12 protein-coding genes are annotated in these 14,833 nt (G+C 61.4%); 6 read left to right on the top strand and 6 right to left on the bottom strand.

Translation table 11 applies throughout. The features are described 5' to 3' along the window. The first annotated feature begins 48 nt into the window (after nt 1–48). The 3 genes from AC13QY_RS19910 to AC13QY_RS19900 all read left to right on the top strand — a co-directional run bounded on the left by AC13QY_RS19910 (nt 49) and on the right by AC13QY_RS19900 (nt 2,885). Nucleotides 49–1,062, top strand: coding sequence for an ABC transporter substrate-binding protein (locus AC13QY_RS19910; protein ID WP_069611619.1), 1,014 nt, complete (start codon nt 49–51; stop codon nt 1,060–1,062). A 109-nt stretch (nt 1,063–1,171) separates the two neighbouring features. After that, a complete protein-coding gene (locus AC13QY_RS19905) occupies nt 1,172–1,990 on the top strand; it encodes an ABC transporter ATP-binding protein (protein WP_113249660.1) in 819 nt (272 codons plus the stop codon). A gap of 13 nt (nt 1,991–2,003) precedes the next feature. Further along, nucleotides 2,004–2,885: an ABC transporter permease gene (locus AC13QY_RS19900; protein ID WP_113352962.1), complete on the top strand. Its 882-nt coding sequence runs from the start codon at nt 2,004–2,006 to the stop codon at nt 2,883–2,885. Nucleotides 2,886–3,242: 357 nt separating this feature from the next. On the opposite strand, the gene AC13QY_RS19895 is transcribed toward AC13QY_RS19900, so the two are convergent. From AC13QY_RS19895 to AC13QY_RS19880, 4 genes are all read right to left on the bottom strand, one after another. Further along, on the bottom strand, nt 3,243–4,658 hold the full coding sequence (locus AC13QY_RS19895; RefSeq protein ID WP_488493842.1) for a sensor histidine kinase: 1,416 nt from the start codon (nt 4,656–4,658) through the stop codon (nt 3,243–3,245). Further along, a complete protein-coding gene (locus AC13QY_RS19890; protein ID WP_095433066.1) occupies nt 4,648–5,316 on the bottom strand; it encodes a response regulator in 669 nt (222 codons plus the stop codon). The genes AC13QY_RS19895 and AC13QY_RS19890 overlap by 11 nt, the downstream gene beginning before the upstream one ends. A 63-nt stretch (nt 5,317–5,379) precedes the next feature. Further along, nucleotides 5,380–7,170: an alpha/beta fold hydrolase gene (locus AC13QY_RS19885; RefSeq protein ID WP_488493841.1), complete on the bottom strand. Its 1,791-nt coding sequence runs from the start codon at nt 7,168–7,170 to the stop codon at nt 5,380–5,382. A 10-nt stretch (nt 7,171–7,180) separates the two neighbouring features. Next, complete coding sequence (locus tag AC13QY_RS19880) at nt 7,181–8,680, bottom strand: lipopolysaccharide biosynthesis protein (protein WP_488493840.1); 1,500 nt, start codon at nt 8,678–8,680, stop codon at nt 7,181–7,183. 202 nt (nt 8,681–8,882) lie between these two features. On the opposite strand from AC13QY_RS19880, the gene AC13QY_RS19875 reads away from it, so the two are divergent. Next, nucleotides 8,883–9,737 carry a glycosyltransferase family 2 protein gene (locus AC13QY_RS19875; RefSeq protein WP_488493839.1) on the top strand — a complete coding sequence of 285 codons (855 nt, stop codon included), beginning with the start codon at nt 8,883–8,885 and terminating at the stop codon, nt 9,735–9,737. Here AC13QY_RS19875 and AC13QY_RS19870 read toward each other — a convergent pair. Together AC13QY_RS19870 and AC13QY_RS19865 are read right to left on the bottom strand one after the other, a co-directional pair. Further along, nucleotides 9,704–10,906 (bottom strand): glycosyltransferase family 4 protein, encoded by a 1,203-nt coding sequence (locus AC13QY_RS19870; RefSeq protein ID WP_488493838.1) that lies wholly within the window; start codon nt 10,904–10,906, stop codon nt 9,704–9,706. The genes AC13QY_RS19875 and AC13QY_RS19870 overlap by 34 nt on opposite strands. A gap of 562 nt (nt 10,907–11,468) precedes the next feature. Further along, complete coding sequence (locus AC13QY_RS19865) at nt 11,469–11,705, bottom strand: Lrp/AsnC ligand binding domain-containing protein (RefSeq protein WP_015341532.1); 237 nt, start codon at nt 11,703–11,705, stop codon at nt 11,469–11,471. A 207-nt stretch (nt 11,706–11,912) separates the two neighbouring features. Here AC13QY_RS19865 and AC13QY_RS19860 point away from each other — a divergent pair, with 207 nt between their 5' ends. Beyond that, nucleotides 11,913–13,196, top strand: a complete 1,284-nt coding sequence (locus tag AC13QY_RS19860) for an NAD(P)/FAD-dependent oxidoreductase (protein ID WP_488493837.1) — start codon at nt 11,913–11,915, stop codon at nt 13,194–13,196. Between the two features lie 37 nt (nt 13,197–13,233). Next, entirely contained in the window at nt 13,234–14,769 is a 1,536-nt protein-coding gene (gene amaB / locus AC13QY_RS19855; RefSeq protein WP_488493836.1) for an L-piperidine-6-carboxylate dehydrogenase, read from the top strand. The last annotated feature ends 64 nt before the right edge of the window (nt 14,770–14,833 follow it).

The raw sequence follows: 14,833 nt of genomic DNA, 5'->3' as shown, positions 1-14,833 counted from the left end.
CTTTCCAGAGCGTCGTGTGGCGCAAGAATAAAACAGGAGGAGACATTGATGCGTCCATCGCGCACCTTTTTTCATACCGTAGCCCTTTCCCTCGTCATGACTGCTGCTTCGCTTGCAGCCACGGCCGCCAATGCTGCCGACAAGATTTCCATCATGGTGGGCGGCTACGAAAAGCAGATCTATCTGCCGGCCAAGCTCGCCGAATCCCTCGGCTACTTCAAGGATGAAGGCCTCGAGGTCGAGCTTCTCAACGAATCCGCCGGCGTCGACGCCGAAAACCAGCTGCTGGCAGGTGCCGTTCAGGGCGTCGTCGGCTTCTACGATCACTGCGTCGACCTGCAGGCCAAGGGCAAGTTCATCAAGTCCGTCGTGCAGTTCAGCCAGGCACCGGGCGAAGTCGAGCTGGTTTCGGCCAAATATCCGGATATCAAGTCCTTCGCCGACCTGAAGGGCAAGCGTGCTGGCGTCACCGGCCTCGGCTCGTCCACCAACTTCCTGACGCTCTATATGGCGTCGAAGGCGGGCCTCTCCCCGGCTGACATCACGCCGGTTCCGGTCGGTGCCGGCCAGACCTTCATCGCCGCCATGCAGCAGGATGCCATCCAGGTGGGCATGACCACCGAGCCGACGATCTCGCGCCTGCTGAAGACCGGCGAAGCCAAGATCCTCGTTGATCTGCGCACGCTGAAGGGTACCGAGGAAGCGCTCGGCGGTACCTATCCGGCTGCTTCGCTCTATATGGATGCCGCATGGGTCGACGCCCATAAGGAAGAAGTGCAGAAGCTTGCGAACGCCTTCGTCAAGACGCTGCGCTTCATCCATACGCATTCCGCCGCTGAAATTGCCGAGAAGATGCCGAAGGACTTCTACGTCGGCGACAAGGAAGGCTACATCAAGGCTCTCGACGCCGGCAAGGAAATGTTCACGGCCGACGGCGTGATGCCGGAAGATGGTCCGAAGACGGTTCTCGCCGTGCTCTCGCAGTTCTCCAAGAACGTCAAGGGCAAGACGATCGACCTGTCGAAGACCTACACGACGGAATTCGTGAAGAACGTCAAGTAAGCAGTCATGACGCCGCTTCCGGCAGTTTCCGGAAGCGGCGGTCCAAGAGACTTCGCAGTTCACTGGGCTTTGCGTGCACGCCCTAAAGGCACGCGTCAGGATCAGCACCATGCAACAGGATGAACGCCGTACCCCGGCGATCGAACTCATCAATGTCAGCCGCCGTTTCGTATCGCCGACCGGCAAGTCGCTGACCGCACTGCGCGATTTCAATATGACCGTCGAGCGCGGCGAATTCGTCGCGGTTGTCGGGCCGACGGGCTGCGGCAAGTCGACGACGCTCAATCTCGTCACTGGCCTTGCCAAGCCGAGCGCCGGCGAAGTCCGCCTGATGGGCGGCCCGGTCGACGGCATCGACCGGCGCGTCGGTTTCGCCTTCCAGACGGATGCGCTCTTCCCCTGGCAGAATGTCATCGAAAACGTCATGGCCGGCCCGCTGTTCCGCGGCAAGTCGAAGGCCGAGGCTGAAAAGATGGCCAAGGACTGGCTTGCCCGCGTCGGTCTTTCCAAGTTCCTGCATCACTATCCGCATCAGCTGTCGGGCGGCATGCGCAAGCGCGTCTCGCTGGCGCAGACCTTCATCAACGAGCCGGAAATCCTGCTGATGGACGAGCCTTTCTCGGCGCTCGACGTACAGACGCGCACGGTCATGCATGAGGAGCTGCTGAAGCTCTGGGCCGAGCGCCAGGCCTCGGTCGTCTTCGTGACACACGATCTCGAAGAGGCTGTCGCGCTCGCCGACAAGGTCTATGTCCTGACGGCCGGGCCGGCGACGGTGAAATCGGTCTACACGATCGACCTGCCGCGCCCGCGCGTCGTCTCGGAAATCCGTTACGAGCAGAACTTCATCGACTATTGCAAGACGATCTGGGACGACCTGCGCGAAGAAGTCGAAACCAGCTATCGCCGTGCCGCGGAAGCGGCATAAGGGAGGATTGATCATGGCAAACACAGCTCTCGAAGCAGGCAATGCCCCGATCTTCCGCGCCGGCACCTCGGACGCGGAAATCGAAGCCGCAGCACTGAAGGCGCTCGCTCGTCGCAAGTATGTCGTCAAGGCATGGCAGATCGGCATTTTGCTTGCCATCCTCGGCCTCTGGCAGCTCGCCTCCGACCTGCACTGGATCGATCCGTTTTTCTATTCTAGCCCCTATGGCATCGCGCTGCGCCTCTGGGAGTGGATCGTCGACGGCACCGAGAGCGGCTCGCTCTGGTATCACCTCGGCGTCACCATGGAAGAAGCGCTGATCGGCTTTATCATCGGCTCTGTGACCGGCGTTCTCGTCGGCGTCGCCCTTGGCCGCAACAAGCTCGCTTCCGATATCCTCTCGATCTACATCAAGGCGATCAACTCGATCCCGCGCGTCGTTCTCGCGCCGATCTTCGTGATGATCATGGGTCTCGGCCTGGCGTCGAAGGTGGCGCTCGCCTTCATCATGGTGTTCTTCGTCGTGTTCGCCAATGCCTTCCAGGGCGTTCGCGAAGCCGACCGCAACATGATCGCCAATGCCCGCATTCTCGGTGCTTCCAACTGGCAGGTCACCCGCAAGGTGATTTTGCCGTCGGCGATGAGCTGGATTTTTGCAAGCCTGCACATCTCCTTCTCCTTTGCCATCATCGGCGCAATCGTCGGTGAGTTCGTCGGATCGCTGGCCGGCATCGGCTACCTGATCTCGATTGCCAAGGGCACCTATGACGCAGCCGGCCTCTATGCCGCGATCATCCTGGTGATGATCGTCACGCTCGGCGCCGAATATGTGATGACGCTCATCGAAAACCGCATCACCCGCTGGCGTCCGCAGCAGAGCCTCGACACGCATTAAGGGTCGATTTTCTGGCACCTCCCAAGGCCAGGGGCCGGGCGTTTCGCCCGGCCTTTTTGTTGTACCGATGTAGGAACTCTCTCTCCCCGCTTGCGGCAGGGCTATCGCATATGGAGGCGGACGAGCACGATAAGCTCCTTCTCCCCTTGGGGAGAAGGTGGCCCGAAGGGTCGGATGAGGGGGTTATCGATTTGAATTCATCGATTTTGGTGGTCTTGGCAGGCACCCCCTCATCCGCCTGTCGGCACCTTCTCCCCGATGGGGAGAAGAAGGACGGCGGTGATCTCCGCTCATATGCAATACCCCTGCCGCTTGCGGGGAGAGGGGACTATCCCGCCATAAGCGCCGCTCGCACTTTCAAACAGCCGGCAGCCGCACGCTGACCAGCAGCCCGCCATCGGGTGCGTCATCTAGCCTGACCGAGCCGCCCGCGCCGTCGACGACTTCGCGGACGATGGCGAGGCCGAGGCCGCTGCCCTCCGGCTCGGTGCCCATGATGCGATAGAAGCGTTCGAAAACTTGGGTGCGTTCGGCTTCCGGGATGCCCGGCCCGTTGTCTTCGACCCATAGCAGAGCCGTATCGCCTTCCCGACTGACGCCGACCGTCACGCGGCCACCCGGCTGCGTGTAGCGGAGCGCATTGTCGACGAGATTGACCAGCATTTCGCGCAGCATGGTGCCGTCGCCTTCGATATGGACCGCCGTCTCGTCCGCCTCGAGCCCAAGGTCGATATTGCGCCGCAGGGCTTCCTCGGCGAGCGTTTCCAGCACGCGCCGGGCCGTTTCCGCCAGATCGATCGTATCGCTTCGTGGCCGGCGGCTGCCGGGCTCAGCGCGTGAAAGCGTCAGGAGCTGGCTGGCAAGCCGCGTCACCTGCCGGGTGCTGGACCGCAATGCCGTCAGCGCCTCGTCGCGCCTGATATTGTCGGTCTCACGGGCAGCAAAGCTTGCCTGCGTCGAGATCAGGGCGAGCGGTGTCCGCAGCTGGTGAGCGGCATTCGAGACGAAGCGACGCTGCGCCGCCATCTGGTTCTGCACCCGCTCCATATGATCGTTGAGGGCGTGGACGAGCGGCCGAAGCTCATTCTGCACCATGTGAGGGTCGAGCGGATCGAGGCGCTGGCGACCGCGTTCGCGCACGGCATCACGCAGCCGAAGCACGGGAGCAAGCCCGCGCTGCAGGCCGATGATGGTCACCAACCCGGCAAGCAGGACGAGAGCAAGCTGCTTGGTGAAATCGGACAGCCAAAGCCTGCGGCGCATGGCATACTGGCTGTTATGGGTAACGGCAACGGTGACGGAAATCGTGCTGTCCTGATCGAGGCCAACAACCGGGTGGCTCAGCATGAGTACGCGGACGCCATCGGTCCGAAATGTCATGTCCTCGCCGTTCAAATCCCGCTTCGGCCGTGGCAGATCGGGAAAACCGGCGATGAGGTTCCCCCACGCCGTGACCACCTGATAGAAGACGCGGTCGCCATAGCCGGTATCGAACATTTCCAGCGCTGCCGGGGGGATATCGATCTGCACGGTGCCGCTTGCGTCGACATGCGTCGCTTCCGCGATGACGCGGGCCGAGGCGAGCAGCGTCCGATCGGTGACAAGATCGGCCGTCGCATCGGCCGAACGGAAGCTTAGATAAAGGTTGATGCAGATCGCGCCGATCAGGGTCAACACGACCCAGGCAAACAGCTGCGCGCGAAGACTACTGGCTACCCCGCTCAAGGCGCGGCTTACAAGGCCTTTGGATGGAGACGTCTCGTCATTGTGCATGGCGGAGGAGATAGCCCAAGCCGCGCAGTGTCGCGATCTGCACGGAGCTGCCTTCGAGCTTCTTTCGGACGCGATGCACATAGATCTCGATGGCGCTGGTGTCGGCGAGGTCGTCGAAGCCGAAGACGCTTTCCGAAAGCGTCGCCTTGGTGACGGTCGTGCCGGCTTTCATGACGAGATGTTCGAGCACGGCATGTTCGCGCGGCGTCAGCGCCAGCGATTCGCCGGCCAGATAGAATTGCCGCGTACCGCCATCGAACACCAAGTCGCCGACGGCGATCTCCGGCGCGGCGCGATCGTGGCCGCGGCGGACGGCCGCGCGTATGCGGGCTTCCAGCTCGGCAATCTCGAAAGGCTTGGCGAGGTAGTCGTCGGCGCCGCTGTCGAGGCCGGCGACCCGGCCGTCGAGACTGGCATTGGCCGTCAGGATGATGACCGGCACCTTATTGCCGCTCTGGCGCAGCCGCTTGAGCAGCGTCAGCCCGTCCATTTTCGGTAGCGACAGATCGAGGATGACGATGGCGTAGGCCGCCACTTTCAGCATGTGCTCGGCATCCTCGCCATCATAAGCGATGTCGACGACATACTGCGCCTGACGCAGCGCCTTGCCGAGCCAGGACGCCAGTTCGCGGTTGTCTTCGACGATCAGGAGCCTCATGAAGCGACTATACAGCAAGTGTCGGATATAGCGAACAATTCCCGCGGTTTTCCAGACAGTGGATCACTGGCTGGCGAGCCTTAGGCCCATCTCACGGACCTCCCTCAGATAGACCTTGCGCGCATAGGGCGGGGTCAGATTGTGGTCGGCTTCGGGAATGATGGTGAGGCGTATATCCGGAAAATGCTTCAGGCCCGCGCCGTTTTCGCCGAACTCGTCATGCAGGTGATCGAGGCCGATATCATGGGCGCTGTAGATCAGGGACATGTCGACGCCGCGTTTGGTAAGCGTTCGGAAACCACCCAGCACAGGTCCTTGAGCCGCAGCAAAGATGGGGAACATACCGAGCAGGTGGCGAGCCGTTCGTATCGCCCGCCGTCCGAGCCCGGTCGCCATGTTGCATATGGCGCTCCTTGCATCGATCTGGCCGCCGAAGAGCCGCTTCAGCGTTTCCATCTGCAGGAGCTTGCGCCCATAGGTTTCGAGCGATCGGGGAGCGAAGCGCAGCGCTTCATCGACCGATCGGCTCTCGTCCCAATGGAAGCTGTAGGGATTGACCGTGATGAGGCCGCGGCAGCGCACATCGCGTAACGCTGCCTGAAAGGCGAGATAGCCGCCGCTGCAGCGTCCTACCACATAGGCTGGCAGCAAGCCCCGCTTCTCCAGAAAGTCCAATGCCTCAATAACATCGAGATGCTGGTCGCGGGAATAGAGCACCTGCTCGGGTGCCCCGGAAAGCGGCGGGCTGTCGCCGACATTGGCCGTATCGAAACGCAGCGAGGCAATGCCGTCCCGGGCAAGCGCACGCGCCATGGTGACCGACATCCGGCCCCAGCCCGCATGTCGGTCATAGGCTGTCGTCAGGAGCAGGGCGGTCGCGCCCGTTCGGGCACCCTGCGGCTCGCAGAGAATGCCGAACAGTCGATTGTCCGCGCCGAAACGCAGCGGCGTCTCGCGAAAGCCTTCGCCGATCAGAGGTTCCGCGACCGGCGGCGTAAGATCGGGCGATGCGATTTCAGTGGTGTTGCCGGCGATCGACCGCACCCATTCGGCTATTTTCCGGCGGGCTGCCGTCGGCATGGTGGCGATGGTCGGGTTCGAGACGAGATCGTCGTAACCATCATAGGAGGCCTGCGTGACCCGGGGGCCGAGCGTTTCGAGATGACGCGCGAAATCGTCGTCTCCCGGGCGGCCCGGGCGTGTCAGTATCAAGCAATTCGGCGTGGCCAGCCGATCAAGCGTCATGAGGTTCAGCTTCCTGACCGCATCGGTGGCACTATCGGGCATGCGCAGGCTGGCGACGGTGACGCCCTCGGTCTGACGCTGCGCTTCGGAAAGGCCCATGCTTTCATCGATCATCTTCGACCAGACGGTCAGTTCGCGAAGATAGGCGCGGCCTGAAATGACCGGTGCAAGAAAGGCGACGCCGTCAATGCCGTCAAGCCGTTCGGCGAGCGTGGCGGCAATGGTTCCGCCAAGCCCCTGGCTGACGAGAATCAACCGCTCGCAGCCGGAAAGCGCCTTCAGCTTTGCCGCCGCCGCGAGAGCGGTTTCATGCCACGGCTCCAGACCTTCGCCTTCATCGGCCAGGTCAAGCGCATCACCCGTGCCGATATAATCGAAGCGGAGGCTGGCTATGCCGATATCGGCGAGATCTTCCGCCAGAATCCGCCAGAACTTGCGCACGCACATTTCCTCGAAGCCCCAGGGGCTTAGAAACAGGGCGGCGGTGTTGCGCGAAGGTGCCATGGCCGATGTGAACAGGCCGACCGTTCCGGCGAAGGTTACCGGGGCCGCTGCCGATCTCGACTGCCTTCCTTTGTCTTTTTCCTCGGCGGCTCCCCAACCAGCCATGCTAGTCTCCTCACATTCGGCGCGGCGCTAAGAGAGCCAGAGCCTGAGTGGCAATCGGATTGATACGTGCAGGCAACCGCGTCGCGATCTTCTGCATGACCTCGATATCTTCGGCTGGAACGGCTTTCAGCATTCTGAGCGCAATGCCATAAGCCAGAGCGCCGGCGATGATGGCGCCCACGAGACCTGCGACACCGGTCAGCGCCTGAACAAAACCATAGGCTGCAACCGCGCATAGAATGGCAGCAACCGTAACTTTTGCAAGGTTGATGAGCATACCGCGCGTCGATCCTTCGAATTCCATGCGGCGTACCGTCATCAGGCACAGGGCGACAAAGGCGAGCAGACGAACCAGCGCCGCACCCTCGCCTCCGAAAAAGGGTACGGCGATGACGCAGCCGATGACCATGATGACGCTGGCGATGACGCCGAGGACGGTGCGTTCGCGCACGCGATCCAGCGAATAAAGATATTGCGTGCAAATCTGCATGAAGACATAGGGCACCGCGGTCAGGGACAGCAGCGCCACCATGCCGCCGCTCGGCGCAAAGGCCGGGCCGAAGATCGTCACGACAAGCTCCGGCGAAATGGCGGCAAGTCCGAAGCTCATCGGCAGGGTGATATAGGCTATGCTGCGCGCCACGCCGGCAAAGACCTCGACCGGCAGCTTGTCTGATGCCCGGGCATGCATCTGTTCGGAATAATAAGGCAGAAGGCTGCCGCTTAATTGTACGGGCAACTGCAGTGCGAGATTGGCGAGCGACAGGCCGACGGCATAAAAGCCGACCGCTTCGATGCCCCAGTAGCGCTGCAGGAAGACGAGTTCGATACGATTGAGAAAAATCGAGCTGTTGATGAGTTCGATCGAGAGGATGAGCGACGAGCCGATGAGAGCGGAAAGGCCGACGCCGCAGCTGTTCTTGCGCGCGATCGCAATCCGGAGCGTCGCGATGAACATCGGCAGCTGCCCAATCGCATAACCGGCGAGCGCGCCGCTGACGCCGAAGAAGATCGCTCCTGCAAGGACGGTAACGAGCTGCAGTGCCGAACTTATTATGGTGATGCGCAGGAACGCGCCGACTTGCTGCTCGCCGATCAGATAGTTCTTGCTGTAGGCGCCGAGAGACTGAAGAGCGAAGAATACGCCCGTGATGACAATGACTTCAGATGCATCGCCCGCCCAATGCAGCCGCTCCGTATCCCAATAATAGGCGGCGTAGCCTGCAAGCAGGATCACGGTTGCGAGAATCGTCGGCTGCAGCAGATACGCGGCAAAACCAAGCCGTTCTTCGGTAGAATAGCCGTTCCCCTTCAGCTGCGGCAGAATGCGCAGCAGGGTAACGCCGGCGCCGAGCTCGGCGATCAGTGCTCCCGTCGTTGTCAGCCACAGAGAAAAGGCGATGATGCCATTGGCCTCAGGCCCTAGCAGGCGCGCCGCTATGATCGAACATGCAAAGCCGGTCGCAAGCAGGGTCAATCCCGCCGCCGCGTTCAAAACCGAATTTGCCATTATGCTCTTCGTCATGAAGATAGACCGTTCCTCAAATTGCCGGAACCTACCGCACATGTCCGGCTTTTCGTGGGATAGCGTCAGCTCTATTTCATATGCCTTAATATTTAGGGTTTAATGCTGCGCTAAGTTCATTTTTTACTTCGGCTAATATTCTTTCTCTCTGATATTGGCCGATCGAGGGCTTGTGCGGAGGGTTTCATTGTTCAGCCTTATCGTCTGCACGATCGATCGTTTCGATCAGCTGGAGCGGCTATTCCGTTCGCTGGTGGGGCAGAGTCATAAGGATTTCGAGGTCATCGTCGTCGATCAGAACCTCGACGACCGGCTGCGCGAGCTTATCGGCCGCTTTTCCCCCTCCTTCCTCATTCGTCACGTCCGTTCGCCGAAGGGACTTTCGCGGGCGCGCAACAAAGGTATGGCGGTTGCGGAGGGCGATTACGTCTGTTTTCCCGACGATGACTGCTGGTACGAGGCCGATACGCTTTCGACGGCCGCGATTTTGTTTGCCGAGCACCCCGACCTCGCGATCGTCACCGGCCGAACGCTTGATGCCCAAGGTCTTGCCTCCGTCAGCCCGACGGGTGAGACGCGGCTTGCCCTGACCCGGTGGAACTATCTGAGGTGCGGCAATTCCAATGGCATCTTCGTGCGCCGTGCGGCCCTGGTCGATATCGGTGGTTTCGACGAGGATCTCGGCGTCGGCTCGGAATCGCCGTTCCAGAGCGGCGAAGAGGCGGATTTCCTGCTGCGCGCGCTTGGCGCCGGCAGACAAGCGATGTTCTTTCCCGAGCTCATCGTCCATCACGATCAGGTCACGAGCGAATACGGGCCGCGGCAGGTGGAGCGTGCGCGCAAATATGGGCGTGGCTTCGGCGCGCTGATGCGCAAGCAGGCGTTTCCCTTGTATTATGTCAGCTATCGCCTGTTTCGCCCGGTCGCCGGCTGGCTGGCGGCGCTGGCGCGATTCAACCTTGATGCGGCCCGCTACAAGCGCGCCTGGCTGGTGGGCATTCTGGAAGGTTACGCCGCCTGGCCGCGCTGGCGCAGGAACTGAGGCGACTTGCCTTTCGGCGTCAGGGTTTCCGCATAGATATCCATATAGCGCTGGGCGACCTCGTCCCAGGCATAGGCGCGGGCATCGCGCAATAGCTCCTGTCGCAGGCTCAGGTCGTCGCCCTGTAGGCGCTCAAAGGCGGCGGTCAGCGCATCGGCGGCAGCTTCCGGATTGGAGAAATCCGAGAGCATGAGGACCGGGTGGGTTTCGGCCATCGCCTTATAGGCTTCGTTGGCGTTCAGCACCGGCAGCAGGCCGGCGCTCATCGCTTCGATCGCCACGAGACCGAAGCCTTCGTACTCGGAGGCCGAGGCGAAGAGCGATGCGCGGGCGATGATGTTGCGGATCGAGCCTTCGTCGATCGAGACATGCAGCGCGACATTGCGCTCCAGATTGCGAACGGCAATTTCCTTTTCCAGCGTTGCCCGGTCGAGATCCGATTCAGCGCCGATAATGTCGAGATGCCAGTCCTCATGGCGGCCTGCCAGCACCTTCATGACGTCGAGCAGGTGATCGAGCCGCTTGTTGACCGAGAAACGGCCTATCGTGACGATGCGGCGGCGCGCTTCCAGCGCAGCGCAATTGGAAAACTTGCCGACGTCGGCGCCGTTTTCGATCAGGTGGACGCGACTTTCGGCAATCTGCGCAAAGAGCCGCGCGTCGGATTGGCTGCAGCAGATGAGAGAGGCATAACCGAGCGCGGAAAGCCGCGTTGCCGTGTTGAACCAGACCTTCTTGATGGCCGCATATTTCTGCGTGTGGAAGAAGCCGCCATGGGTGGTGGCGACCATGGGCCGTCCGTGCATCAGCTTGCCCCAGGCCAGCGCATCGAAGAAGAAATCGACGGCGTGGACATGAACGAGGTCGGCATCGGCCAGATGGCGGAAAACCTTGGGCGCCAGCGGATATCGGCTGGAGCCGGACCAGGGAATGCGGACGATTTCGATGCCGTCGATGGTCTCGCTTTCGGCAAGTTCCCGGCCGGGATCGGAAAACAGGCTGTTGCAGGTAACGACGCGCACGCGATAGCCGCGGGAAACCAGCTGCCGGCAGAGATTGGCAACAACGTCTTCCAGGCCGCCCTTGTTCGGCAGGAACTGGCGAACGACATGCACGATCAGCGGCCCGGCCTGCTTGTTTGCCTGAATATCCGCAACAGCCGATGTCATCGATCCACCCTCGACCCCTATGCCGCGCCATGCACCGGCAATCCGGCGCTGCAGCGCGCCGCCCGTTGATCAGTCGGCAAAAGCAGATCATCGGGTCGGTTAAAAAGGGTTTAATTCTGCGCAGAAAGCCGAGCGGTTTCGGACAAGAGGGTTAATGTCGGGCCGATTTGCGGAGTGGGAGGAGCTTGTCTGGTGAATGTGCGGTGGCGCGACACCATGATTGTCGGTTGCCCCTGTGACCTGCCCCTCACCCTAGCCCTCTCCCCGCTTGCGGCAGGGCTATCGCATATGAGCGGAGATTGCCGCTGTCCTCCTTCTCCCCAGCGGGGAGAAGGTGCCGCCAGGCGGATGAGGGGGTGCCTGCCACGACCACAAAAATCCATGAATTCAAATCGATAACCCCCTCATCCGACCCTTCGGGCCACCTTCTCCCCAAGGGGAGAAGGAGCTCATAGTGCTCGTCCGCCTCCATATGCGATGGCCCTGCCGCAAGCGGGGAGAGGGTGGGAGTGAGGGGCAATCCCGCGAATGTGACTTCAATTGCGACCCGAGTCCAAGCCTCTCAAAACGCTCGGAAGGTCAGTGTCGTCAGCGAGCGGACGATGCCCGGGATATTGGCGATGTGGTCGTTGATGAACTTGCCGATATCCTGCTCTTCGGCGATGTAGACCTTCATCAGCAGATCGTAGTCGCCGCTGGTGGAATACAGTTCCGAAACCAGCTCCGTCTGGTAGATCGCATCGGCGACCTCATAGGTCTTGCCGGGGGCGCATTGGAGCTGAACGAAAATGGGCTTCATGAGAATGTCCTGCTTCTGTCTGCCGCCGCCATAGCGGCCGGCTTTTCTCTATCATGGTCGAAAGCGCCTTCGCCATGCAAGTTTTTCTCCAGAGCCGATGATTTTTTGGCATCATGCCATGTCCATCGGATGTCGCTCTTGCCGCTTCCGCAATTTCGAGCATGGCGCTAGATTGGCGCGATTATCTCTGTCGATTGGACCGATTTCATGCTGAATGACCCGCGCTCCCACGGTCTTTGGGAAAAGACCGCTCCCCCACCGCCGGCAACCAAGCCGCTTTCCGGTGATATCAATGCCGATGTCGTGGTGGTCGGGGGCGGCTATACCGGTCTTTCGACGGCGTTGCATCTGGCGGAAGCTGGTACCAGCGCCGTGCTGCTGGAAGCCAATGAAATCGGCTTTGGCGGCGCGGGTCGCAATGTTGGCCTCATCAATGCCGGCATGTGGGTGATGCCGGACGATTTGCCCGGCGAACTCGGTGCCGTCCACGGCGAGCGGCTGCTCGATCTGCTCGGCAACGGGCCGAAGCTGGTCATGGAGCTGATCGACAAGCATGGCATCGCCTGCGAACTGGAACGAAACGGCACACTGCATTGCGCTGTCGGGCCGGAGGGGCTGAAGGAAATTGAGGAGCGCGCCCGGCAGTGGGAAAAGCGCGGTGCGCCGGTCACGGTATTGGATGCGCGGGAAACGCAGCGCCGCGTCGGCAGCTCAGCCTACACCGGGGCGCTGCTCGACATGCGCGCCGGTACCCTGCAGCCGCTTGCCTATGCGCGCGGCCTTGCCCATGCCGTAGTGAAGGCTGGCGCTACCATTCACACCGGTAGCCGGGTGACATCGACTGAAAGAAGCGGTGCGAAATGGGTGGTTTCGACTGATGGCGGCAAGGTCAGCGCCGACTGGATCGTGGTGGCCACGGACGCCTATAGCACCGGCCCGTGGGAAAAGGTTCGGAACGAACAGGTGCATCTGCCCTATTTCAATTTCGCCACCGTCCCGCTTGGCGACAACTTGCGCAAATCCGTGCTGCCGGGGCGTGAAGGCGCCTGGGATACCAAGGAAGTGCTCTCGTCCTTCCGTATGGACCAGGCCGGACGGCTCGTATTCGGCAGCGTCGGGGCGCTGCGCAATACAGGTCTTGCCATTCACAAGAGCTGGGCTCGGCGTTCGATCAGAAAACTCTTTCCGCAGCTTGGCGGTATTCCTTTCGAATGCGAATGGTATGGCAAGATCGGCATGACCGACAACGCGCTGCCGCGCTTCCACAAGCTGGACCAGAATGTCGTCGGCTTCTCCGGTTATAACGGCCGTGGCATCGCGCCAGGAACCGTGTTCGGCAAGGTTTTGGCCAGCCACATTCTCGGACAGATTTCCGAGGCCGATCTGCCGCTGCCGGTGACCGATATCGTCGAGCCGAGCTTCAGGGCGGCGAAGGAAATGTGGTACGAGGCTGGCGCCCAGGCCGCGCATTTCGTCGGCGCCAGAGTCTAAAAATAACTGAACCGGCATTACGGGAAGAGGAAACAAGATGACCGCGACATCAGATCTTGCTGCCGAAACCAAGACAATAATGACGGAGCTTGGCGTCTCAGCCGATCGCTACACCGGCGGAACGCTTGCCGTTACCTCACCTGTAACCGGTGCCGAGATCGGCCGGCTGAGGGAGCATTCGACTGATGAGGCGAGTGCTGCGATTACGGCGGCACACGACGCGTTTCTGTCTTGGCGCAATGTGCCGGCGCCGAAGCGCGGCGAGCTGATCCGCCTGCTTGGTGAAGAGTTGCGCGCCGGCAAGGCGGCCCTTGGGCGTCTCGTCTCGATCGAAGTGGGCAAGATCACCTCCGAGGGCCTCGGCGAAGTGCAGGAGATGATCGATATCTGCGATTTCGCCGTCGGTCTCTCGCGCCAGCTTTATGGTCTCACCATCGCTACGGAGCGCTCCGAGCACCGGATGATGGAAAGCTGGCATCCGCTGGGCGCGATCGGCATCATCTCGGCCTTCAATTTCCCCGTTGCCGTCTGGTCGTGGAATGCAGCACTTGCCATTGTCTGCGGCAATTCCACCATCTGGAAGCCATCGGAAAAGACGCCGCTGACGGCGCTTGCCGTGCAGGCCTTGTTCGAGAAGGCTCTGAAGCGCTACGTCGCCGAGGGCGGCGAGGCACCCGCCAATCTTTCGACCCTGCTGATCGGTGGCCGCGATCTTGGCGAGTTGCTGGTCGATCATCGCCAAGTGCCGCTGGTCTCGGCGACCGGATCGACGGCCATGGGCCGCGCCGTCGGCCCGCGTCTTGCAGGCCGTTTCGCCCGCGCCATCCTCGAACTCGGCGGCAACAATGCCGCAATCGTCTGCCCGACGGCCGATCTCGATCTCACCCTGCGTGGCGTTGCCTTTTCCGCCATGGGCACGGCCGGCCAGCGCTGCACGACGCTGCGCCGCCTTTTCGTTCATGAAAGCGTCTACGACCAGCTCGTGCCGCGCCTGCAGAAGGCTTATGGTTCGGTCACGATAGGAAATCCGCTTGAAGCCGGTACTCTGGTTGGACCGCTGATCGATAAGCAGGCTTTCGACCGCATGCAGGCAGCGCTTGAAGCTGCGAAGGCGGCCGGCGGCAAGGTGACAGGCGGTGAACGCATTGAAAGCGGCTCAGCCGATGCCTTCTATGTTCGACCGGCTCTCGTCGAAATGCCGGAACAGACAGGTCCGGTCGAGCAGGAAACCTTTGCGCCGATCCTCTATGTCATGAAGTACAGCGATTTCGACAAGGCGCTGGCGCTGCATAATGCTGTGCCGCAAGGCCTGTCTTCCTCGATCTTCACCAATGACATGAGGGAAGCCGAAACCTTCGTCTCAGCTCGCGGATCGGATTGCGGCATTGCCAACGTCAATCTTGGCCCCTCCGGTGCCGAGATCGGTGGCGCATTCGGCGGCGAGAAGGAGACGGGTGGCGGCCGCGAATCCGGCTCGGATGCCTGGAAGGCCTATATGCGTCGGGCGACCAACACGATCAATTATGGCCGGACGCTGCCGCTGGCCCAGGGCGTCAAGTTCGACGTGGCATAGCGCGAGAGCCTTGCTGCATTGCGATGGAGAGGATGAAGGCGTAGAAAGCCTTTGTCCTCCCATA

It is taken from the genome of Martinezella sp. CNPSo 3795 (genome assembly GCF_057784475.1).
This window is presented reverse-complemented; position numbering and strand designations above follow the sequence as displayed.